Origin of the sequence: Roseburia sp. AM16-25, assembly GCF_003473825.1 — a bacterium.
In the GTDB taxonomy this organism is placed as follows: domain Bacteria; phylum Bacillota; class Clostridia; order Lachnospirales; family Lachnospiraceae; genus Pararoseburia; species Pararoseburia lenta.
On the sequence record NZ_QUCW01000001.1, the window covers coordinates 359555 to 382534 of the forward strand.

General features: G+C 37.2%; 24 protein-coding genes and 1 pseudogene. 1 reads left to right on the top strand and 24 read right to left on the bottom strand.

The genetic code is table 11. The features are described 5' to 3' along the window. Position 1: 1 nt before the first annotated feature. Genes nusG through rpmG form a run of 3 tightly spaced genes read right to left on the bottom strand, consistent with a single transcriptional unit; the run spans position 2 to position 908 of the window. The gene (gene nusG / locus DW183_RS01795; RefSeq protein ID WP_118280364.1) at positions 2–520 is read right to left on the bottom strand and encodes a transcription termination/antitermination protein NusG; all 519 of its coding nucleotides are present in this window, start codon (positions 518–520) and stop codon (positions 2–4) included. A gap of 16 nt (positions 521–536) precedes the next feature. Further along, the gene (secE, locus tag DW183_RS01800) at positions 537–737 is read right to left on the bottom strand and encodes a preprotein translocase subunit SecE (protein WP_118280365.1); all 201 of its coding nucleotides are present in this window, start codon (positions 735–737) and stop codon (positions 537–539) included. A gap of 21 nt (positions 738–758) precedes the next feature. Next, the gene (gene rpmG, locus DW183_RS01805) at positions 759–908 is read right to left on the bottom strand and encodes a 50S ribosomal protein L33 (RefSeq protein WP_118280366.1); all 150 of its coding nucleotides are present in this window, start codon (positions 906–908) and stop codon (positions 759–761) included. Between the two features lie 396 nt (positions 909–1304). Between rpmG and DW183_RS01810 the strand changes: the two genes are divergently transcribed. Beyond that, complete coding sequence (locus tag DW183_RS01810) at positions 1305–2591, top strand: flagellar capping protein (protein ID WP_118280367.1); 1287 nt, start codon at positions 1305–1307, stop codon at positions 2589–2591. Here the strand turns inward: DW183_RS01810 and DW183_RS12915 are convergent. The 21 genes and pseudogenes from DW183_RS12915 to fliS all read right to left on the bottom strand — a co-directional run. Continuing rightward, a pseudogene (locus tag DW183_RS12915) lies at positions 2586–2708 on the bottom strand (glycosyltransferase family protein); the annotation flags it as partial. The gene DW183_RS01810 and the pseudogene DW183_RS12915 overlap by 6 nt on opposite strands. A gap of 21 nt (positions 2709–2729) precedes the next feature. Continuing rightward, entirely contained in the window at positions 2730–3356 is a 627-nt protein-coding gene (locus tag DW183_RS01820; RefSeq protein ID WP_158572992.1) for a tetratricopeptide repeat protein, read from the bottom strand. Between the two features lie 122 nt (positions 3357–3478). Then, entirely contained in the window at positions 3479–3787 is a 309-nt protein-coding gene (locus tag DW183_RS01825; protein WP_118280369.1) for a hypothetical protein, read from the bottom strand. Between the two features lie 199 nt (positions 3788–3986). Continuing rightward, entirely contained in the window at positions 3987–4745 is a 759-nt protein-coding gene (locus tag DW183_RS01830) for a flagellin (protein ID WP_118280370.1), read from the bottom strand. Positions 4746–4817: 72 nt separating this feature from the next. After that, the gene (aepX, locus tag DW183_RS01835; RefSeq protein WP_118280371.1) at positions 4818–6113 is read right to left on the bottom strand and encodes a phosphoenolpyruvate mutase; all 1296 of its coding nucleotides are present in this window, start codon (positions 6111–6113) and stop codon (positions 4818–4820) included. Further along, positions 6110–7168, bottom strand: a complete 1059-nt coding sequence (locus DW183_RS01840) for an asparagine synthase-related protein (protein WP_118280372.1) — start codon at positions 7166–7168, stop codon at positions 6110–6112. The genes aepX and DW183_RS01840 overlap by 4 nt, the downstream gene beginning before the upstream one ends. Before the next feature lie 17 nt (positions 7169–7185). Continuing rightward, complete coding sequence (locus DW183_RS01845) at positions 7186–7941, bottom strand: phosphocholine cytidylyltransferase family protein (protein WP_118280373.1); 756 nt, start codon at positions 7939–7941, stop codon at positions 7186–7188. Between the two features lie 11 nt (positions 7942–7952). Further along, entirely contained in the window at positions 7953–9137 is a 1185-nt protein-coding gene (locus DW183_RS01850) for an aminotransferase class I/II-fold pyridoxal phosphate-dependent enzyme (protein WP_118280374.1), read from the bottom strand. Between the two features lie 61 nt (positions 9138–9198). Next, positions 9199–10389, bottom strand: coding sequence for a LicD family protein (locus DW183_RS01855; RefSeq protein WP_118280375.1), 1191 nt, complete (start codon positions 10387–10389; stop codon positions 9199–9201). A 25-nt stretch (positions 10390–10414) separates the two neighbouring features. Continuing rightward, on the bottom strand, positions 10415–11182 hold the full coding sequence (locus DW183_RS01860) for a formyltransferase family protein (RefSeq protein WP_118280376.1): 768 nt from the start codon (positions 11180–11182) through the stop codon (positions 10415–10417). 36 nt (positions 11183–11218) lie between these two features. Continuing rightward, positions 11219–12055, bottom strand: a complete 837-nt coding sequence (locus DW183_RS01865) for a GNAT family N-acetyltransferase (RefSeq protein ID WP_118280377.1) — start codon at positions 12053–12055, stop codon at positions 11219–11221. 27 nt (positions 12056–12082) lie between these two features. Next, entirely contained in the window at positions 12083–13300 is a 1218-nt protein-coding gene (locus DW183_RS01870) for a LicD family protein (RefSeq protein ID WP_118280378.1), read from the bottom strand. A gap of 43 nt (positions 13301–13343) precedes the next feature. Beyond that, on the bottom strand, positions 13344–14417 hold the full coding sequence (locus DW183_RS01875) for a pyridoxal-phosphate-dependent aminotransferase family protein (RefSeq protein ID WP_118280695.1): 1074 nt from the start codon (positions 14415–14417) through the stop codon (positions 13344–13346). Between the two features lie 30 nt (positions 14418–14447). Then, positions 14448–15272 (bottom strand): LicD family protein, encoded by an 825-nt coding sequence (locus tag DW183_RS01880; RefSeq protein WP_158572993.1) that lies wholly within the window; start codon positions 15270–15272, stop codon positions 14448–14450. Positions 15273–15291: 19 nt separating this feature from the next. Next, positions 15292–16260 carry a Gfo/Idh/MocA family protein gene (locus DW183_RS01885; protein ID WP_118280380.1) on the bottom strand — a complete coding sequence of 323 codons (969 nt, stop codon included), beginning with the start codon at positions 16258–16260 and terminating at the stop codon, positions 15292–15294. Between the two features lie 5 nt (positions 16261–16265). Then, a complete protein-coding gene (locus DW183_RS01890; protein WP_118280381.1) occupies positions 16266–17618 on the bottom strand; it encodes a Gfo/Idh/MocA family oxidoreductase in 1353 nt (450 codons plus the stop codon). Between the two features lie 42 nt (positions 17619–17660). Beyond that, on the bottom strand, positions 17661–18641 hold the full coding sequence (locus DW183_RS01895) for a LicD family protein (RefSeq protein WP_118280382.1): 981 nt from the start codon (positions 18639–18641) through the stop codon (positions 17661–17663). A gap of 2 nt (positions 18642–18643) precedes the next feature. Next, positions 18644–20998 (bottom strand): LicD family protein, encoded by a 2355-nt coding sequence (locus DW183_RS01900; protein ID WP_118280383.1) that lies wholly within the window; start codon positions 20996–20998, stop codon positions 18644–18646. Positions 20999–21117: 119 nt separating this feature from the next. Next, positions 21118–21924, bottom strand: a complete 807-nt coding sequence (locus DW183_RS01905) for a flagellin N-terminal helical domain-containing protein (protein ID WP_118280384.1) — start codon at positions 21922–21924, stop codon at positions 21118–21120. 170 nt (positions 21925–22094) lie between these two features. Continuing rightward, complete coding sequence (gene flgN / locus DW183_RS01910) at positions 22095–22574, bottom strand: flagellar export chaperone FlgN (protein ID WP_158572994.1); 480 nt, start codon at positions 22572–22574, stop codon at positions 22095–22097. Between the two features lie 11 nt (positions 22575–22585). Continuing rightward, on the bottom strand, positions 22586–22975 hold the full coding sequence (gene fliS / locus DW183_RS01915) for a flagellar export chaperone FliS (protein WP_118280386.1): 390 nt from the start codon (positions 22973–22975) through the stop codon (positions 22586–22588). Between the last annotated feature and the right edge of the window lie 5 nt (positions 22976–22980).

A 22980-nucleotide genomic window follows, 5' to 3' on the forward strand; every position in this document is an offset into this window, starting at 1 on the left:
CTTAATTCATTTTCTTAACATCCGCAAAACTGATCTCGACCGGTGTTTCACGACCGAACAGTTCTACATTGATCGTCACGCTCTGCTTGTTGTGATTCATTGTCTGAATAACACCAACGGTATCTTTCCAAACGCCGCCGATAACAGCAACGGTATCACCTTCATCAAAGTCAACGACCACATTGTCTGTCTTGATCCCCAGTGGTCTCATTTCAGCATCTGTAAGTGGTACAGGCTTGCTTCCTGGTCCAACGAACCCTGTCACGCCTCTGGTATTTCTGACCACATACCATGTGTCATCGTTCATGACCATATTGATCAGAACATATCCCGGGAACATCTTCTTGGAAGATGTTTTTCTAACACCATCTTTCAATTCTGTGACATCCTGCATAGGAACACGAACCTCAATAATCTGATCTTCCAAATGACGATTCTCGATGGTCTTGTCAATATTCGCTTTGACTTTATTCTCATAACCTGAGTAGGTATGGACTACATACCAGTGTGCCTCTGCCATAATACTTCTGCCTCCATTATAATTTCACTAGAAAATCAACGCCATACTGAATCACGTAATCCAGGATTACGATGATAAATGCAACTACAACTGACGTAGCAACAACTGCTACCGTCTGCCTCCCAACCGATGAGCCGTCCGGCCAGATGATCTTTGAGAACTCTGTCTTCAGACCTGCAAAGCGCTGGGACATGCTTTTCTTTTCTGTGTCTGCCATATCAACTCTCCTTTACCCCAATTACTTGGTTTCTTTGTGTAAAGTGTGTTTCTTACAGAACTTGCAGTACTTGCTCGTTTCCATACGATCTGGATGAGTTTTCTTGTCTTTTGTCGTATTGTAGTTACGCTGCTGACATTCTGTGCATGCCAATGTTATTTTCGTGCGCACAACTTCCACCTCCACTTAAATTTTTCTTGTGTTTTTCTATGCCAGAAATTTAGGCATAAAAAAAAGACCTACTTCCGTCGCTTAACAACTATACCATAGCCCTTGCTTTTCCGTCAATATATTTTTTGTTTTTCATAAGCGTTTTTTCACAGAAAGCTTTTTCCGTAAAAATCCGCGCCATCACTCCTTTGGCTTCGTAATGTGATCATAACACTTTATATCCGCATTATAAATAAGAAGTTTCCATATTTTGTGGATGACAAGCCGGCATTTCCGTACTATAATATAAGTGAATAAATGGATTTTTATACCCTGCCTACAAAACGCCATAGAAACATGGATTGTTTCTCTTATTGTTTTGTAGCGTATTTCAAGGAAGAAAGGAGGGGATGTCTTATGGCACGCATTGATGCCGCTTACAATTATCTATTGTCTACCTATGGCAAGGCCACAGGTTCTCGTTATGATTCCCATAAGAAGAGTGAATTGCGCTCACTTTACAACAACATCATAAAGACAAACAAGGAATCCCCTCTATATAAGATTACGCAGACGGGGGATGTCAAAGAATTTGCCATTGATATCAAGGCCAATGCCCATCGCATGCAAAATGTCATTGCTTCACTGAATGCCGACGGCAACGACATTTCTTCTATGCTCCGCAAAAAAGTGGCGGTTTCCTCTGACGAGTCAACCGTTTCCGTTCATTATGTCGGAGATGATAATGATACGGATCAAAGCGGCTTTGACATGGAAGTCATTTCTCTGGCCGGACCACAGACCAACGAAGGTCATTATCTGCGCCGCAATGATTATAGCTTTGAAGAGGGAACTTATTCCTTTGATTTGGACATGCCAACGAATTCCTATGAATTCCAGTTCAATGTCAATCCTGGTGATAACAACTTTGACGTCCAGAGCAAAATCGCCCGTTTGATCAACCAGTCCGACATCGGTCTGATTGCAGAAGTAAAGTTAAATCGCCGAGGCGAGAGTGCCCTTAGCATCCAATCCAAACAAACCGGACTTTCTGCAGATGAAACATCCATTTTCTCCATTCAGTCCGGAAGTTCTTGGAACGAAATCAATACCCTTGGTATTTCACATATTACGACGCCTGCAACCAACTCTGTTTTCCGTTTAAACGGACAGGAACACTCGTCTTTGTCAAATACCTTTACCATCAACCGCTCTTTTGAAGTAACAATGCATAAGACTTCCGCTGATGCAGGTAAGCCAGTCCATATCGGCTTTCAGGCAAGCACTGCTGCCATCACAGAAGGCATTGACAATTTACTGAGCGCATACAATAAGTTATATGATGTAGGAAGCAAATATGCCACATTACATGGCAGCCACCGCCTGTTAAACGAGGTTTCTGCCATCAGCAACCATTTTTCTGATGCACTTGCTGCTGTTGGCATTTCCTCTAATGAAAGCAAACATTTACAGCTGAATCAAGAGCAGTTCTCTGCTGCCATCTCAGGAAATGATGCTTCCGAGCATTTTAACACGTTGAATCAGTTTAAGAGTGCGTTGTCCGGTGAAGTCAACCGCATCTCTATTGATCCGATGCGCTACATCAACAAAGTAATTGTAGAATATAAAAATCCCGGCAAAACCTTTGTGGCACCATATGCCCCAAGTGCTTATGCCGGAATGCTCATTGACCAGGCTCTATAAGACATTCTCTTCTTTCAGAATGTTACACATCTTCCTCATTCGCTCGATGTAGGTATGATCTGTTTTTACACATTCATACCCACGTCGGGCGATTTTTTTACGTTCTTCTTCATGTTTTAAACAAAAATCAAACCCTAATCATCCAATACGCTCCAATCGCTCCTTCGCCGGCTCATAATGACCCGCTTTTCTGTAAAATTCTTTTGCTTCATCCATACGGTGCTGCTTTTCACGACACTGACCGGCATAATAATACGAAAGAAAAGCATTGCTTCCCTCAATCGCATCCGGGCGCTCATTTGTGGCCTTTGCAAACTCGATCACGGCCTGTTCAAATTGGTTCTGTTCAAAATAAACCAATCCCATAATCATGCAAAAATCGGCATATTTACTAAAATCGTCATATACAGCCTCGAGAACGATGCCTTCCTTCCCCTGACCACTGTTAAGTAAAGATAAGCCGTAGCCCTTCACCATCTCAATAACAAATTCGTCCTCTGTATTTAAGTTGAATGCTAAGCCCGTCTCAAAATACTGTGCAGCCGTCGCATAATCCTCTATAATATAGAAACTTTTTCCAAGTGTATAGAGCAGATAGCCAACTTCATTTTGCACTTCCGGTGCTGCCTCCTGCAAATCCTCATCGGTATGCTGATTTACGAAATTGTCTAATTCCATTTGCAGCAGTTCGATGCTTCGCAACACATCTTCACGATCTCCAATAAAGTCTTCTACAAAAAAATCTTTTGCCAATGTATATGTCATAAATACGCTCCATTCTGTTTTATATTTTCCACTTTGTAATTCTACCATAAATTAGCATAAAGCATAGAAAAAACGAGAGAAAAGCGCTTAACACATCTAGCGTATTTCTCTCGATTTCATATCTATTGGCCTATAGCACACCGTTCTTCCGGCAAAAGATCAAAATGTCGTGACACAATTGACTTCAACACTTCTATATCTGTCTTCATTTTTTCATGACTCTCAATAGAAATGCTATATCTATCAAACTGCGTTCCATATGCATCACATAACGTAATAATTCCTGGTCGAATATCGTTTTCGATGTTAAGCTCGATGTTCGTTACTCGATCTTTCACTTCCGACATATCTTTCTTCAACGGCTCAAGTTTTTCATCTAATCTCTGGTCCATCATGTTAGACATCGCTACCAGCAATTCCTCATTCGTCATAACTTCTTCCTCCTTTCATACATATTTCCTTTGGGAACATTGTATAAGGCAAGAATTCATGAACTAAATGACACTACTCTAAGATAAAATTGAAACGTGAACTGCTCATCAGCACGCCCTCCGAAGAATCACCGCCTTATGTGCCATTGATTGTACTCTCATTTTTCTAAAAATGCAAGGCGAAAACATGAACACATCATTAAATAAAAAAGTTATTTATTCTTTTCGCTTCATTTTCCTGCTTTTTCTTCTGAATCATAAATTGATATGACTGAAGTGCTTGCTTCTTCTTTTGCTCCGAAACAGCTTTTGCATAGTCAAGATCTTCCAGTTTGCTCTTTGACGCTGTTGTATTATAAGAAACATTCGCATTGTATCTAGCCGCATAATCAAGTCTATTATACTCGGCTCCGCCTTTACTTCTCTGTTCGGTTACTTTATCTAATGCGCGATCTATCGTATCCAAATTAAAATTCCCAGTAACATCAAAATCCTTTATGCCAAGTGCAGCAAGTGTCGCATCGCCTGCACTAATCGAAACTTCATTCCCCTTTGAACTTGTCACCATAGAAAAAGCTGTATTAGAACCATCTAGCAATTTTTTGCCATTGTAGTCCGTCTGATCCGCAATATTTGCAATCCCCTGCTTTAATTGATCAACTTCTTTTTGAATAGCGCTTCGACCGCTATCACTCAAAAAGCCATTTTTCGCCTGCACTGCGAGTTCGCGCATTCTCTGGAGATAATCTGTGATGTTGCCAAGCGCTGCATCAGAAATATTTAGTGCATCTTTCCCTGATTCAATATTGCGCGAACCAGCATCATAGCCCTTGATTTGTTTCGTCTGCTCTTCAATTATACTCAAATCAGCTGCACCATCAGCTGCCGTATTTATTCTTTTTCCACTCGCAAGATTTCTGTAATCCGATTGTGTAGAAATATTTGAAATTCCGTTCATATCGCTTACCTCCTTTGTAATCATTATATAATGGTTCTGGGAAGATTTCAATTTGCACTATCTGGTTTTGCCCTATAATGTATCAATCAGCGATATTACTTCTTTGATTGGCATAATTCGCTCATCCACCTCTAACGCTCTATGGTTTTTCAATATGTCTATTGCTGTCTGCTGCATTGCTGGAAATGCACTTCTAATTAGTTGATTTGCGTAAATAACAACATTTACACCATATTCGCCAAGTTCTTTTTCCGTTACACTGTTATACGATGTAGGGACTACAACTAACGGAATGTCCTTATATATCTCTCTAAACTTCGTGCAAAATTCAAGAATCTCTGTAGGATCTTTCTTTCTACTGTGAATCATGATACCATCTGCACCGGCTTCTACATACGCCTTCGCTCTGTCCAGCGCATCCTCCATCCCTTTTTCAAGTATCAGACTTTCCACTCTTGCAATTATCATAAAATCAGATGTTAGTTGAACTTTTTTTCCAGCTCTTATTTTTTCGCAAAAATGTTCTATCGTATCTTGTTCCTGTTCCACTTCAGTCCCAAACAGTGAATTTCTCTTCAAACCTATTTTATCTTCAATAATTATGGCAGATACACCCATTCGTTCCAGTGATCTGACAGTATATACAAAATGGTCAATCAGACCGCCTGTGTCACCATCAAAAATAATTGGTTTTGTTGTCACCTCCATAATATCATTGATTGTACGCAATCTAGATGTTATATCAACAACCTCTATATCAGGTTTTCCTTTTTCTGTTGAATCGCACAAACTCGATACCCACATTGCATCAAATTGATCTAATCCTTGCTCAGATGCCACAATCGTTTTTTCTGCAATAAGACCTGTTAATCCACTGTGTGCCTCTATGGTTTTTACAACAGGAACCAAATGCAACAATTTCTTTAATCGCGCTCTTCTAAATTCTGGCATCGCCAATTTTTGTTGAATTTGTCTGTCAATCTTAGCAACCCTATCATTGTATGTATATGGTATTTCTACTAATTCTCCACCATATTTTTCTATATTCTCAAGCACGTTTTCCCTAATAGAGTTTTTGGGTTCTTTTCTCCAATCATCTCCATGAACAACAATATCCGGTCGCTCTTGTTCAAATATATCATCATACATAATGGATTTTTGCACGATCACTCTTTTTACATTAGGAACTTTACTAATCATTTCCATTCTTTCTTCCAACGATTTGATAGGAAATAGATTGTATCGGATCATTTCAGCGTCACATAGAACGCCCACTGTGACCTCCCCTAATTTAGCAGCTTCGTTTATAATATTAAGATGTCCTTCATGTATTACTTCTACGCAAAAACATGTATATACTTTTTTCATCGCATACTATCTCCATCGTGGTTATCTATCAGATTCAAAAAACGTTCTAGACTATATATCAAGAATTTCTGTTCTCCTGTCATTCCCTCAATACAATTTTCCTTAAATTCACTGCGTTTTGGTCCACCCCAATCCCTTAGCCAATAATCCGTTGCACGAGCCATAGCAATTTTTTCCGGAATTTCTAACTGTGGATACTTCTCTTTAAAAAGTGCTCTTATCAAATACTTACTCTCTCCATTGCGCACTCTTTCCAAATCTAATGGTTTTCCCATCTTTAATTTTGCATATGGGTCAAAATATTTTATATTCGCATATTCAAAACTATTAATATATGCTGCAGAGGACGAACTTGCAAATACTTCATTTAAAAACTTTATATAGTCTACATAATCACCCACCTGGTATCTTCTATACACAGCATCCATATCTTCATGTTCTTTTAATACTTTTTGCGGCTGTACAAATGTATATCTTTCTTTCCATTCCTCATATGTCCAATCCCGAGAGAGTAATCGATCCATTCCGCCAAATGCCATATCTGCATTATCACCATAAATTATCTTTTTAATGCCATCCTGTTGCATCCTCTTCACTAATGCATATACTTGGGGCTCATTCGCAAATACAGGGCAACCATCATTTAGCATCAATTCATCCATACAAGCTATATAGTCATCCCAATCCACATCAACGACAATGTGTTCAAGTCCATATATTTCGCAATATTTTTTCGCACGAGCTGTCTCATCTACAGCGTTTGGTGCAGAGCATTTTGCAGTATATGCTTTCGTCCCTTTCGGCATGTATGACGCAAGTATCGCTGAATCCATACCTCCGCTAAGCAAAATTCCCGCATCCGATAAATCAATAGCAGACAGCTGTGATTTTATAGCATTATCTATCTCTTCTGCCGAATCACATGCCAACTTTTCATCCTCATCATATAATGTAATATTTTTATGTTTTAAATTCTCTGAAAATACTTTTTCTTCATCCACAATATATCTAAATGTCAAAAAAGAGCTCATACAATATTTTTTATCTATCACCATAGCATTCTCTCCTACTATCACATTTTTCCCATAATTTCTTCTGCTTTTTTTAAATCATTCACATCATCTACTTCATACCATTTCTCACCCCGAAGGACTTCTCCATATATAGGGGTATTTCCCATCGTCACTATACTTCTCATAACTTTTTCCATTGGTTGCATAACCCCATTTTTTTCTATATATGTTTCCACTTCCGGCATCAAACTATTTCTTACAAACGCCGCACTAAACTTATGGATATTAACGGTCTTATATTTATCCGTAAGCACATATCCATCTTCTTGATCGCTCTTATGCCTCCAATCAATTATCCTTGCATCCTTGCCCAGAGTCACAAATGTTCCTTCTAAATTCTCGTTATACGGTTCCAATATTGACACATTTTTATATCTTGATTCGTCTGCCCTCTGTAAAACTTTTTTTTCGAAAACGACATCACCTTCTATGACATATAGGAAATCAAATTCTCTGTTTATACTTTCCAATCCATAATTTAATGATAGTATCGTGTTGCTATTTTTATAGTCCGGATTAACGACAAATTGTATATCCATCCCAACCTTCATATCTTTGATTTGCTGCATCAATTTTTCATGCAAATATCCGACAACAATTATCACTTCTTTGACATCAAAACTTTCCAGATTTTCTAAAGTTCTCTGTATAATTGGCATACCACCAACCTTTGTCATGCATTTGTGTTCTGTTTCTGTCAGTGGTTTTAATCTGCTTCCCAATCCAGCTGCTAAAATTATTGCTGTTTTTCTCATTCTTTACCTCTCTATTCCAATCCAAGCTCATTTACAATCGCTTCACATAAAATAGCGCTAGCAACTTCTAATTCATCCAACGACAAGTATGTCGGTGCCAAGCGCAAAAACTTATCCTCCGGATCAATCCCATATGGAAACGTAGACCCTGCTGGCGTTATTCTAAGGCCTCTTTCTTTACAATACTCATACACACTTTTTGCACCACCTGATGCAAATTCTAGATTGATAAAATAACCTCCTTTTGGATTATTCCATTTTACATTATCATTATATCCAATTCGATTTGTTAACATATCATCTATCAAATCAAACTTAGGTTTTATAATCGTCCTATGTTTTGCCATATGTTCCAATACACCCTGTTTATTTTTCAAAAACAAGGCGTGTCTCAACTGGTTTATTTTGTCTCCAGTTTTCAATTGTAGCAACGATGTTCTCTCAAGCCACTTAATATTCTCTATACTAGATGCGCATCCTGCTACTCCACCTCCCGGAAAAGTAATTTTGGATGTTGAGAAAAACTCAAATACCCTGTTCGGATGAACCGAAGTGTCTTTTAATATATTACTTATCGTAACTTCCTCGTCAGTTAAATGATGCACCATATATGCATTATCCCAAAAAACTCGAAAATCACTTGTGGCTTCCATACTTGCAATCCTATGAACAACTTCATCCGAATAGATTGCACCGGTTGGATTTGAATACAATGGCACGCACCACATACCCTTTATACAAGTATCATTTTTCACTAGTTCCTCTACGATATCCATATCCGGACCATCATCGTTCATTTTTACTGGAATCATCTCAATTCCAAATGTTTCACATATTTTAAAATGCTTCTCGTATCCAGGTGATGGACATATGAATTTTACATTTCCAGATTCTTTCCAAGGTTTTTCTCCATCAAGTCCCAAAAACATAGCCTTGGCCACCACATCATACATAATTGTAGTGCTCATGGTTGATCCCAAATAAATTTGTTCATTGGAAACATCTAGTATCTCAGAAAAAATGTTCTTTAATGGGGTAATTCCACCGGTTCCCGCATAGCCCCTATAATCAGTTTCGTATTCTAAGACAGTATCTGATCTTACTAGATCTAGCATAGGCAAGGACAAATTTAATTGTTCTTTGCAAGGCCATCCTCTTTCCATATTCAAATTTACATTCATCATTTCTACGCTCATCTTTTACCTCACGAATTTCCATGCACTTTATTGATTTTCTCAATCTCCTCTATTACAGCATCTAGTGATGTGAGTAAATTGGAGAATGCCCTTTTGACACTCTATCCTCCACTGGTGGCAATTGCATATAATTGCCATACCATTTTTTTAGCACTTCATCATACCCTATTGGTATTCGATATTTCTCACCCTCAAATTCCATTAAAACACTCTGTTCATACCATTTTTTGGGCATAACCACGGAACCATCCCTAGGTTGTGGATAAAATCGGCCAAAATAACCAATACCAATGTTTTCTGATGCATCATAATCATATCGCATAAGCATTTCATTCATTTTTTCAAATAATTTCTTGTGTGTTTTTAAAGAATATCTATCTGTTCCATACGGAAGCACCACCTGTTCGCTCCATACATTTTCCCAATACATAAACTCCTGTCTAAAGGTGACCTGTTCTTTCGCCTCTTTCGGATATCCACATAATGGGAAAATATCTATACCCATCCCAGTCCATGCACGCATTGGAAAAAATCGGTATTCCGTAAAAATATCTTCATTTTCTATTTTTGACAGCGTGCTTATTGGAAGGTCCTCAAGCTGTTCATTAAATACACTGTTCCAGAGGAATTCACATTCTTTTGGAAACAATTTTCCAAGTTTAATATAATCTGGGGCAGGCATGGTAATATCAATATCTTCATCCCAAGGTATAAATCCTTTATGTCGTACAGCACCTATGAGAGTACCAAAATGAAGATAATATCTTAAATTATGCTCTTCACAGAATTCATGAAACCACTTTAATATCTTCAACTGCAACAATTGTGCTTCTCTTAATGAAATCTCCCTCGCACCTCCTGGTAGCACCAAATTATTAGGCATCGTATTCATTGTAATATTATTAAACACATGTATATCATTTTTTAACCCTGCATCTATATTTAACAACGAATCCACTCTCTGTTGGTAATCTCGTAATGGAGTAATCAAAATATATTGTTCACCTGCATCCGCAATATACGCACCGATTTCTTTTTCTGACCTAATTTTTAATCCACACCAGATTTCTCCTATTCTTCGGTCATCAAATATTTCAATGTTTTGAATTCCTTCCCGCAAAAAGAAATAGATAAAAGTTTTTGATAATACATCAAACCCATTCACAATTATTTTTTTATTACGTAAATCACATGTTGCAATTTCTTCCATCGCAACTTCTTTTATGTATTTTTCGCAATTATCATATATCATATTTTCTTGTCTCCATGATTTTCAGTTATTTATTGTTATTCATTTTTTCTGCAATTTCCATGAGCATTTCATTTGTTATAACACTAAAGTGTTCTCCATCTTTTTCTATATAAGCGCCTTCATATGGTGGAAACCAAAAAGCTTTTATTTTTCTTTCGATTTCCTCTGGCGAATCTGTTTCATAAATTTTTCTAGCTCTATTCAAATCTTTTCTTTTATAAAATTTTCCCGTTTGCTGTTGCTCTACAGATGTCAAACTTCCAATTTTCACATACTCATTTACCAAATGTTTCAACATTTCATATCCCAAATCCCACGTTGCATTACTAAGCAATATTCCGTATTGTAAATCCGGTGTGATTTCAAAATATCTCTTTTCAATAATTGGTCCCCTATCAAATTCACTTGTCATAATATGAAAAGTACCTCCCCAATAGGTTTCTCCATTATAAAGTCCATGACAAGCACATGCATTTCCTTTGTATTCAGGGAGTGGCGCAGGATGATAATTTATTGCACATTTTGTTTTTCCCAAAATATAGTCGTCTATTTTTTTAGGATAAGAAAAAGAAATCAGCAAGTCGATAGATGATTCTTCAAAATCTTCATTTATTTTATCCCGCGTTTTGTCATCATAGATGTTAATATCATTTTTTTCGCAAATTTCTCTAACGTTTTCACATCTATCTGGTATTAAACATCCTCTCAATTCAATATTCTCGTTTGACAATAAAAAATTTAATCCTCTAACTGCATTTTTTGAATTTCTGCACGCATATAATACTTGCTTCATTTTTCCTTTTTCTCCTTAAAATTCTAAAATAACGTTTTATAACGGCAAATATTGATGCCACGGGCAGAAAAATTCAATCTGTTGATATCCCATCTCTTGTAATTGTTCTTCTATGTCAGCCGTATACGGACTTGCGACAACAACATTGTAATCCGTCAATCTTGGAGCAACTATTTCTATCCCATTGATTCGCAAGTGATGCAGTCTTTCATTGTTTTCAAAAATCATTTTTGGCTTATAAACTCCTCCAAATTGTCCAAAAAATTCTTCCGCATATCCACCTGCTCCAAATAAAACGAAATCTTTTTCTATGCATTTCAAAAGCAAATCATAATTATTATTTAAACTATATTTTTGTCTTTCTTTCTCAGGACATACCTTATCAATATTGTTTACAATATATCTATTTGATATCGTTTCTGTTGACGTATATGTTCTTATCTTGAAACCATTAAATGTTGCCCCTCTTTTTTTATAATATTTCTTCGCACTATCATTTCCTTCAACACAAAATATTTCCATGTTCTGTATCCCTTCAGAAAGCAACAATGAACATGCGGCTGTCCATAACGCACTCCCTATGCCCCTGTTTCGATACCCCTCTTTTGTATGAAAATAGTCTAGCAGTCCGCAATTCATTTTCCCCTCAAAGAACTTAACACCTGCAAATCCCACAACCTTTCCGTCCAAATCATATACAAGTATTTTTCTATCCGCTTTCCTATAATATATAATCCACTGTTCATAAACAGATTCTTGCGTCAATCCATTTAAATAGCATTCATTCATGATTCCTTGATATGCCACTTTTCGATTGTGCAAATGTATTTCTGCAATTTCTTTTAAATCTTTTTTCTGAGCAAACCTTATCATACGTCCCTTGCCCTACCTTCTGCTTTGTCAGTTCCAAACTCTATTGATATTTTTATTTTCATTCATATAAACCTTAAATATTCCGTGTGGTTTCTGCTGTTCTCTTGGCGGCAACACAGTATAATCTCCATACCATTTGCGCAGCACTTCATGATACCCTATTGGAACTCTACACTTCATAGTCTCAAAATCGCACAATATATATTCATCATACCATTTTTTTAACATCACACGTGTATCATCTGTAGCCTTTGGTTTATCGTAACCAAAATATCCTACCCCTATATACTCAGACTCATCATATGGATATCGCAGCATAATCTCATTCATTTTTTGAAACATATTCATATGCTCTTTCTTGGAATACTTCTCGGTTCCATACGGGATTACTATTTTTTCTTTCCAGCATCGCGTCCAATAACCAAATTCATCCATATAGCGTATCTGGTCATCATAATCTTTCGGATATCCACACAGCGGAAAAATATCTATTCCAATCCCAGTCATTGTTCTTATAGGAAACGACCTGAATTCTGTCAACATTTTTTTTGATTTAATTTTAGACAATGTACTTATCGTATAGTCATGGACACCTTCGTTAAACATACTATCCCAAAAGAAATCTGCATCCTCAGGGAAAATTTTTCCTAACCGTAAATAATCATCCACCGGCATAGCTATATCGATATCATCATCCCACGGAATAAATCCCTTATGACGTACAGCTCCTAAAAGCGATCCATAATCCAAAAAATAACGCAAATGATTCTCTTCGCAAAAACTTGTGAAAAATTGCAATACTTCCAACTGTATTTCCTGACATCTTCTCAATTCAATTTGCCTGCCATAATCTTCCTCCGCATATATATTTGGTAATTTGTTCATCGTAATATAGCTCAAATCCCATATACATTCCTTTAGATTTGGAAATGAAGTTTCGATATCATTTATAATATTACTTCCTTTTTGATAATCTGTTACTATAATGCAATAATTTTGGGGTTCATCAATCGTTTCTAGTACTTCTTTTACTCCCTGAACTTGTATGTCGTTCCATACTTCACCCCTTTTTTCATCATCGACCAAGACAATATTCTCTATATTATTTTCTTTCAAAAGAAACACTACTGTTTCTGACATACTATCCATTCCATCTATGATAATTGTCCTATGTAATAATTTCCTATTCTCTGCATCTTTGTTAATTATCTCTTCAATGTATTTACCACAGTTATCGTATAGCACTATCTTTCTCCTATATCTTTTCGTTGGACAATTTGCGTTTTAACTATATTATACCTCGTCCCCGCATATCCTTTAATGCGTCAATTAACCTATCATTATCCTCTAATGTCAAATTTCCGATATGACCAACGCGACAGACACAATCCTTTAATTCTCCACCATTTGGACAGATCCATATATTATATTCATCCTTTAATGTAATAAAAATATCATAAGCAGATGCCGTTGTCGGATGTAATGCCGTCATTGCATTTGACATGGATTCAGAGAAAAACACAAATGGCAATTCCAAAATTCTTTCTCTAAAGTTTTTTGCTAGTAACTGTATTTTTGATATTTCATGTTCTACTCCACCATTCTTTTCTATTTCCCTCAATCTTGCATTTATTTGTCTTAAAATCCCCACCGCAGGCGTAAATGGTGTTTGACCTCTTTCTCCATCCTTTAATGCAACTTTTAAGTTAAGATATAAACAACTCGGTTCATTGCTATCTATTCTTCTTAATGCTTTATCCGATAAAACAACAAAAGATACTCCCGGAGGACATGCTAACGCTTTCTGTGAACCTGCAATCATCACATCTACGCCCAATGCTTTCATATCGAACGGATCTGCCAAAAATGAACTGATTGCATCCACAATAAGAAACAAATCATTGTTTTTACAAAACTCACTAATAATGTTCATATCATAATAAACACCTGTTGATGTTTCATGTACGTTCACCACAAATGCTGTAAAATCTTTATGATTATGCACATATAAATCCTGTTCTGTAAGTTTTTTACCTTTTTCTAGTCTAATCTCCGTATACGGTATCTTATGTATTTCACACAAATCCACAAAGCGTTGTCCAAAACCACCACCATTAACAACAAGAACCTTATCATCTTTTGTCAGCGTATTTATAACTGCCGCCTCCATAGCCGCTGTTCCTGAACCAGTAAGAAACACCACTCTACCAGCTTCTTCCGCTCCAGAAAATTTTTTTACAAGAGTTTCATTTTCTTTCATTATCTTTGAAAATTCATCCGTTCTAAAATAAGGTACTTGTTCTGCACCTATTCTACATATTTCGTCAGAAGCCATCACTGGACCAACTGTAAAATTTAACATATCCTTTTTCTCTCTCATAATTAATGCTCCTTATTCCTCTGGAAACGAAATACTTGTTGCTGTATGTCTTGGTTTTCTACTTTCTTCTGGTGGTAGTGTCATATAATCCTTACCAAAAGAATGTTCCAAGAATCCTTCTGTATCCTTAGGGCATGTAAACCACGCATCTTCGAACCATATTTTATCTGTATCAATAAACCACTCTTTTTTAAATCCAGCGGTATCAACCGGATCTCCCCACCCTTGGATTCTTACCTTACTGAAACCTTTGTCATTATACTTTTCACTTAATTTTTCAAATATTTTAAAAGCTTTTTCTTTTGGGAATAAATTCAAAATCCAAAAACCAAACTTATTCATTCCTGGTTTATAATTTCCAAGTGCCACCTCTGAATACAACATTTTTCTTGCAATCCAGCATTTTGCATTATAGATATCCTTTGAGATCTTTTTTTCAGGCAAATCATCCACCGGAAAAATATCAATAAAAATACCTCTTCGCATGGTAAGCATATCCTGTCCTGCTCTCTGAAAGTTTGTACCATTTCGAAGCATTCTTGCATATCCCCATCGATATCCTGCATCTGTTTTATGATTTTGCAGAAAATACTTTTTTGTATTCAACTGCGTTTTACATACTTCACAAAATCGCTCATATTCACTTCTTAACATTCTGACATCGACATCATCATCCCACGGAATAAATCCCTTATGACGATATGCGCCAAGTAATGTTCCTGCATCTAACACATACGTTATATTGTTTTCTCTACATATGCGATCCAATTCCTTGAGCATATCCAATTCAACCATCTGCATTTTTCTGATGATTTCCTGCGTATATTCAAATCCCATCTTTCTCACCATACCTAAATCATTTTCTTACTATTCTGTAATCCTTTTCTTGCCGCAAGAATTCTTCCATAATATATGCAATCTTTATACTTTGTTCTTTCGTAACTCCTGATGCCATCTGCGTACCTTTTATTCTCTTTACGAAATGCTCTAATTCATATTGCAGTCCATTCCCCACATATTCGCACGTATATATTTGCGTTTTATTAGCATCTTCAAAATGGACTTCTATGCATTTTGGCATCCACCATGGTGCTTTCACCAAAATGTATCCTTTTGTTCCAGAAATCAATAACTCACCTTCTGATTTCACGCCAATACCCGATTTCACTAATCCCATGGCATAAGAATGGTAGGAAAAGAACACTTTGGTAAAAATGTCTACCCCATCTTCATTTCGAAGAGACACATGATGTGATTCCACATAATCTTCTCCCAAAATACTTAGGACGGCAAAGCAGCCATAACTTCCCAATTCGGTCATGCTGCCGCAATCCTCCAGATGCGTCCACTCTCTCAAGCCCGGTTTTACTAATTTAGTAAAACACGCTTCGACATCCCTAATCTCACCAATAGGCTTTTCCTCTAACAACTCCCTTAATTTCTTATATCCCGGGCTATATGCCGTCTTGATTCCTTCCATTAGAACACACTGCTTTTCATCCGCCAATGCAAAAAGTTCCTCTGCCTGAGCGCCTGATACTACCATTGGTTTTTCACACAGCACATGGATACCTGCTTCCAGTGCCTTTTTGACATATTCTGCATGTGTTCCTAAAGGAGATGCGACATATACAGCTTCTATTGCATGTATAAATAGATTCCAATCAGAATATGCAGCCTTCACATGATTTTCTGCACAGAATTTTTCTGCACTTTCCATATGTGGATTGTATACACCTACAATCTCTACATCCAACCCTTGCCATGCATCATATACAAATCGTTTTGCAATTCTTCCTGTCCCAATAATTCCTAACCTTATCATTCATCCTACTCCAAGGCTTTATTTTTTTTTCGTTCCATCATAAATTTTTCAACAATACGTGACATTGTAACAGATTCTTCTTCCGTCAATTTATAATCTCTTCGACCAGTACCATTGATTTTTCCTATAAATTCGCTAATTTCATATCGCAAACCATCCCCTTGAAAGTTTGGTTCAAAATGTTCAATTACATTTGGATCTTCATATCGAACATCAAATTTATGCGTCAACCACCATGGTGATGGTGCTAGAATATAGCCTTCTGTTCCAGCAATAACAAGGCTTCCTTCTGATTTGACACCTACCCCCATCTTAGCTGTTGCCATGCCATTCGGATAACGCAATTGTATCTTTGTATAAATATCCACTCCGTTCTCATCGCAAATACTGTCAATGGTCACTTCCGAATAGTCTGTTCCATATAATTTAAAAATAGGTAGTAGTGTGTATCCAGCAAACTCCAGAAACGCTCCACCATATCTTGCATCGGTGCGTTCTCTTGATACTGGATTTGCAAGCCGGGAAAAACATGCTTCCACGTCTCGTATATTCCCTATTTTCCCGCTTTTTGCCACATTCATAAGTTGCTGAAATCCTGGACAATACGCTGTTTTGATTCCTTCCATCAAAACAACATGCATTTTCTTTGCAAGTTCATATAATTCAAAGGTTTCATTATATGTAAATGCTAGTGGTTTCTCACTCAAAACATGTTTACCATTCAATAATGCTTCTCTTGCATACTGATAATGCGTTTCATTTGGAGATGCAATATACACGGCGTCCACATGCTGTAAAAAATCAGCATATTTTTCTGTATATACTGGTATATTTTCTTCATTTTCAAATTGAATTGCACTTACCATTTCAGGATTATACGCACATTCCACTTCAATACCACTAACGTACTTCGATTCCGACATAAAACGAGGGGCAATACGTCCTGTTCCAACAATACCCATTCTTACAATCGGAAATTTTTCTTTTCGTATCATGGTAGAGGATACATTCTTCGTACGCTCCAAATAAACCACTTCACAATACGCTTTCAAATAATCAAAGTGACCTTCCCAATCAGAACCAACCGTAAAAATATCTACCCCATATTTTTGGATATCTTCTATTTTTTGTCCTTCATGGTCCTCAACGATAATTTCATCAGCAAATCCTGTTTTGCGCACGTTTTCTACGCGCTCCAAAAGAGAATCCACTACATTAACCTTACCTCTAGCCTCATCAAAGTGCTCTGTAGTCACTCCTACAATCAAATAATCTCCTAATGCTTTTGCTCGTTGCAACAGTTTGTAATGCCCCTCATGAAACAAATCATAGGTTCCATACGTTATAACTTTTTTCATATGCTCCTCCATGATATTATCAATGCATCCATGCATTGCTTGCTATTTTGTTTCCCCAAACACCTTCATATCTATTAAACTTTGCATCTGTTCATAAGATATCTGCGTTTGAAAAGTCTGTTCCATTACTACCTTTAACGCCAATTCCTGTTCCTTATAGTTCGGATAATCATGCCCACCTCGTATTTGTTTTGGTGTCATGTAATCTTCTCCATATTTTAATTTCAAAATATAATCAAAATTTTTTGGTACAGGTATTGTCGTATACTCAAACGGCATGTCAATCCATTCATCATAATATTCTTTTGGCACATGATAGTCCTGTCCATTTTGACGTCGCATCATAGAGCATACTTCGTCTGCCTCTTCCGGTGCACATTGCTGCATTGCCATATCCACCATTTTTTTAATTTCATGGTGTAATCTATTATTCCAGTCAATCTTTATTCCCAGTGCTTTTTCCCACATTTCCACAATTTCTTTATCGTCTGCAGTATATGGTGGTTCTTCTGATACCGTTGCTGCTGTAACCATCAGTGTATGTATTAAATGCACTAACTCCTCATCCTTTTTGGGATCTCTTGGAATATAATCAATTGGGAAAATATCAATTCCTGTAGAAAACGGACACATATGAAATCGTTCCAAAAATTCCGTATCAAAATTCATATGGCGGCTATTAATGACACGCATAATACAATTATCCTGCTCTGTATCATTATAAATATTTTTCATCTCAAACCACGCATCCAACTCCTGTGGAGCGATTTGTGCGAAACGATTCCAATCGTCACGCAACATTCCTATATCGATATCATCATCCCACGGAATAATACCTTTATGACGTACTGCTCCCAAAAGCGTACCCCATTCAGCAAAATATTTAATTTTATATTTTTCGCAAATCCTCTTGATTTCTTCAAGCACCTCTATTTGCGATGCCCAATATCGCTTCATGCGCGAATCAATGAAAAAACCTTCTCGTTTTTCACCTTCAAAAAATTTTTCTTTCGGATTAAGCATCCCTATTCTCCTATTATCTCAAGATATCCCTTTGGAACAGCAATTGTACCTTTTTCAAATGGCAATTCTATTGTATCATCAAACCATTCTCTTGTATAAACAGTATTTTTTCCTATTTGCAAATCTGAAGTAATTCTTACTTTCTCTCCCTGCTCATTATAACCGGATGCCACAGTATCAATTGCGCGAGCAAAATTTCTTTGCAAATTTCCATCCTTGCTTATTTCAATATTTAGCTGCTTCGTCCATTCATCTACTAACGATAGTGTATCTTCATCATAAGGTGGCATGCATGGCACAATAGCCATTGTACGCAACATAGCATTTATAATATCTAATCGCGTCTGATCCATGATCTCATCTGGATCTACCATGTCCACTGGTGTAAGATCAATTCCTACAATTTCCCTACAGCCATGGAAACGTTCCATATAATTAGTATCCGCCACCAGATACGCGTCGGTCGTAATCAATGATCGAATATCTGTATATTGCTCATTCATATAAATACTTTGAAAAGTAAACCAAGTATCCAATTCCTGCCCTAAACAGTTCATAAATTCCACATAATCTTTTCGAAGCATACCAAGATGAATACCTTCTGCCTGTGCTAAATACCCTGCTTTGTGAACAGCTCCCAAAATGGTATCTCCTACGGCAAAGTATTTGATCTTTTTCTTATCACAAATGCGCTGAATTTCAGTCAAAATCTCCATTTCAGCAGCACGATTTCTCTTTGTTTCCTCCGAAACCATGCATCCATCTACCATATCTGCACAAAAATCATCAGCACAATACTCATATGTCGGTGTATTCTCCTGTGCCAAAAAATTGTCGTAATAACCACTGGCAACCTGTTCAATATATCTTAATGTATCCTCTTTTGTCTTGTCCTGTCTTTTTTCCTGTAGACTATCTATAAAGATTCCATAAAATGGATATCCATGACCCCCTCCTCGATTGATTGGTGTCATATAATTATCTCCATAATTCTTTGTCAAAATAAATTCATAGCCGCTAGGAACCGACACTTCAATATTTTCAAAAGGCATACGAATTCTGCCTTCAAAAACCTCTTTTGGAATATAATAATCTTGTCCATTCGCTAATCGATGTGGCACTGTATAAAAATCTGCTTGTTCCTTTGAATACAAATTCAATATTTCATCTTTCAAAATGAACAATTCTTGATTTGTAGGTTCTTCCTGCGAAAAATCAACATGACACATTCCACAAATTGTTTCCAAAAGGTTTTTTTCATTTTTCTTTGCATAATAATATTCATTGCCGTCTGGAGCATATGATTTCATTTGTTCACGTAAATGCACAATTTCGGAAATCACTTTCAATGCATCATACTGCTCCTTTTCTAATTTTTTATCTCTAGGAACAGCATCTATAACAAAAACATCCACGCTGGACGGAAATGGAAATCCATGATAACGCTTCAAATCAAAACGATCTGTCAAAATGGTGAGCGAATTGACTATTTTTGACGCATGTGCTCCCCAGTCAGCCTCCTCATACACATCATAGAACTCCAATTCATTTTGGCAGTATTGAATAGCATACTTCAACTTATCATAATCTTCTCGTAGCACCCCTATATCAATATCATCATCCCAGGGAATATATCCATTATGACGTATCGTTCCAAGCAATGTGCCCCAATCCACAAAATATGGGATATGCAATGCCTGACATAAAATATCTACTTTATGCAGTACTTCTATATTCGCAGCCCACGCGTGCTTCATAAGTGGCTCAATATAAAATCCATTTCTTGTTTCCCCTTCAAAAAATTCTTTTGGAAAATCAAGGACAACAGATTTTAAATCAAGCATTCCAACTTCTTGACATCTTTCTAAGAATACATTCCACTCTGCATTCTTTCTTTCTTCTATCTCCTGCGTCAGTAAATTTATTTCATCGTAATCGGTTGATTCAAAATCAAATTTATCAAAATCAAATTGTTCTGCATATCTATCGGGAACAATTCTCTTAATATACGCACAGCGCACATAATCTATATTCAAAATTTGTAACGCTTGTAATGTCCATTGACAAATTTCTTCGTTTTCAAAAATACACGTCACACAACTCTCATTTTTCTTACTTTCTATAATATCAATTACAGTACCTTCGCTAATCATAATTGCAGATACCATAACATAAGCGCAAATTTTTGCCGCATAGAATTTCTGGTTTTCTCCATAAGTTCTATACGATGCCTGTACTTCATCCAGCGTTTCCTCTGCTAGATTACAAATTTCGATGTAATTCTCTTCTTTCCAAAATGCTGATATTTTTTTTTCAAGTCTTTCTACTTCTGAGTTTGTTTTATCCATCTTTTCCATACTGTTACCTACAATATCATTTCATCAAATATTTATTTTAAAAAGGGAGCCATGGTCTCCCATGACTCCCGGAAGTATTGTGTACGAATACTTTTTCAAAAATTTCTTCGTAACTTCAATTACTGAAGAAGTGATAATACACCCTGTGTTGACTGATTTGCCTGAGCAAGCATTGACTGGCCAGCCTGCTGAAGAATATTATTCTTAGAGTACTTAACCATCTCATCAGCCATATCTGTATCACGAATACGTGATTCTGCTGCTGTTACATTTTCAACAACGTTATCCAAGTTGTCGATTGTATGCTCAAGTCTGTTCTGTAAAGCACCAAATGTAGATCTTGCAGTTGAAACCTGCTCGATTGCAGATGCAATCTTAGCTAACTGATTCTTTGCTGTTGTTGTATCCTTAATAGATCCTACTAAATTAGCAATCGTAGCTAACTTAACTCCAGAAATCTTAATTGTGTTAGCTGAAGCTGCTGTATAACCAACGAAAATTTCTACTGCAGATCCCTTTAACATGAACTTGCCATTGAAGTCTGTTGTAGAACCGATACGACCGATTTCCTTCTTCAACTGCTGAACTTCATCATTGATAGCCTTGATATCTTTTGTAGAGTTTGTTCCGTTAGCTGCCTGAACTGCCAACTCATTCATTCTCTGAAGCATTGAATGTACTTCTGTTAAAGCACCTTCAGCTGTCTGTACTGCAGATACACCATCCTGTGCATTTGTAGAAGCTCTGTCAAGACCTCTAATCTGCTTACGCATCTTTTCAGAAATTGAAAGACCAGCTGCATCATCTGCTGCACGGTTAATTCTGTAACCAGAAGATAACTTCTCTGTGCTCTTTGCCTGCTGTCCAGCTGTAATGTTAAGAACTCGGCTAGCGTTAGCTGCCTGCATGTTGTGTTGTACTACCATAATTCATTCCTCCTTGAATATAATCTGTCTTCCATGACAGATGTGATTAATAATCAGTGATTCCACCTTCGCCGTACACGCTCCGGCTTCCTCACGAGCAAGTGTTTCTTGCCCTTGTACTTTCTATATCGGAGACATTTTCCAATACTTAATACCTAAATGGAAATTTTTTATTTTTTCCGATCCATAAACTGCGGATCAACCGTATTCATCTTCATCATATTCTGGTAATAAGAATTGACAACCTTACGGCTCTGACGGATCTCCTTGGTCTGGGTGCGGATCTGGCTGAACTTTGCCTTTGCCAATTCAGAGTTCTGCTTCTCCAAGACCTGTAGGTTGGAACTGCGCTGTGTGATCTCCCGGATCATCTCCTGCATGTGAGCGATGGAATCACGGTACTGATCCCGATTGTTTTCCAACTGATCCTTGACCTTTGCAAAGAAAGCATCAAAGCCCTGATCCAGAGCCGAAAGCCGATCGATCAGTTTTCCTTTTTCTTCGATATTCTCTTCAAAAGCCTCCGGCGACGCATTGGGATCCTTTAAGATCTCTGCCTGTTCCTGACACAGCACCTGCAAGCGGCGCAAAAGATCGATCTTAGACTCCAGACTGTCTTCTAAAATCTGAATATAATTTTTCTCGTCCATCCTTGCTCCTCTTATGCTACCACTGTGCCGTTCTTTGTGATCTTCATGACTTCTTTCCATGTATCACGCATCGTGCGCAGATGTTTTAAGACCTCTTCTAAAATCTCCGGATCTTTTTTCATATTCGCCTGAATCAGGCGATCCAGAAGATAATCATAGACAGCATCGAAATCTTTTGCCGTTGCATATTTATGATTCAAGGTTGCCTTAAACTCACCGATAATCCGTTCTGCCTTCTGGATATTGGTATTCGCCTTGGCATAATCTTTATTTTCGATCGCAACGACCGCAATATTGCAAAACTTGATTGCCCCCTCATAGAGCATAAGTGTCAGTTCTGCCGGTGAAGCCGTCATGATCTTATTCTTTGCATACGCATTATACCCATTATTAGGTACCATTGGTT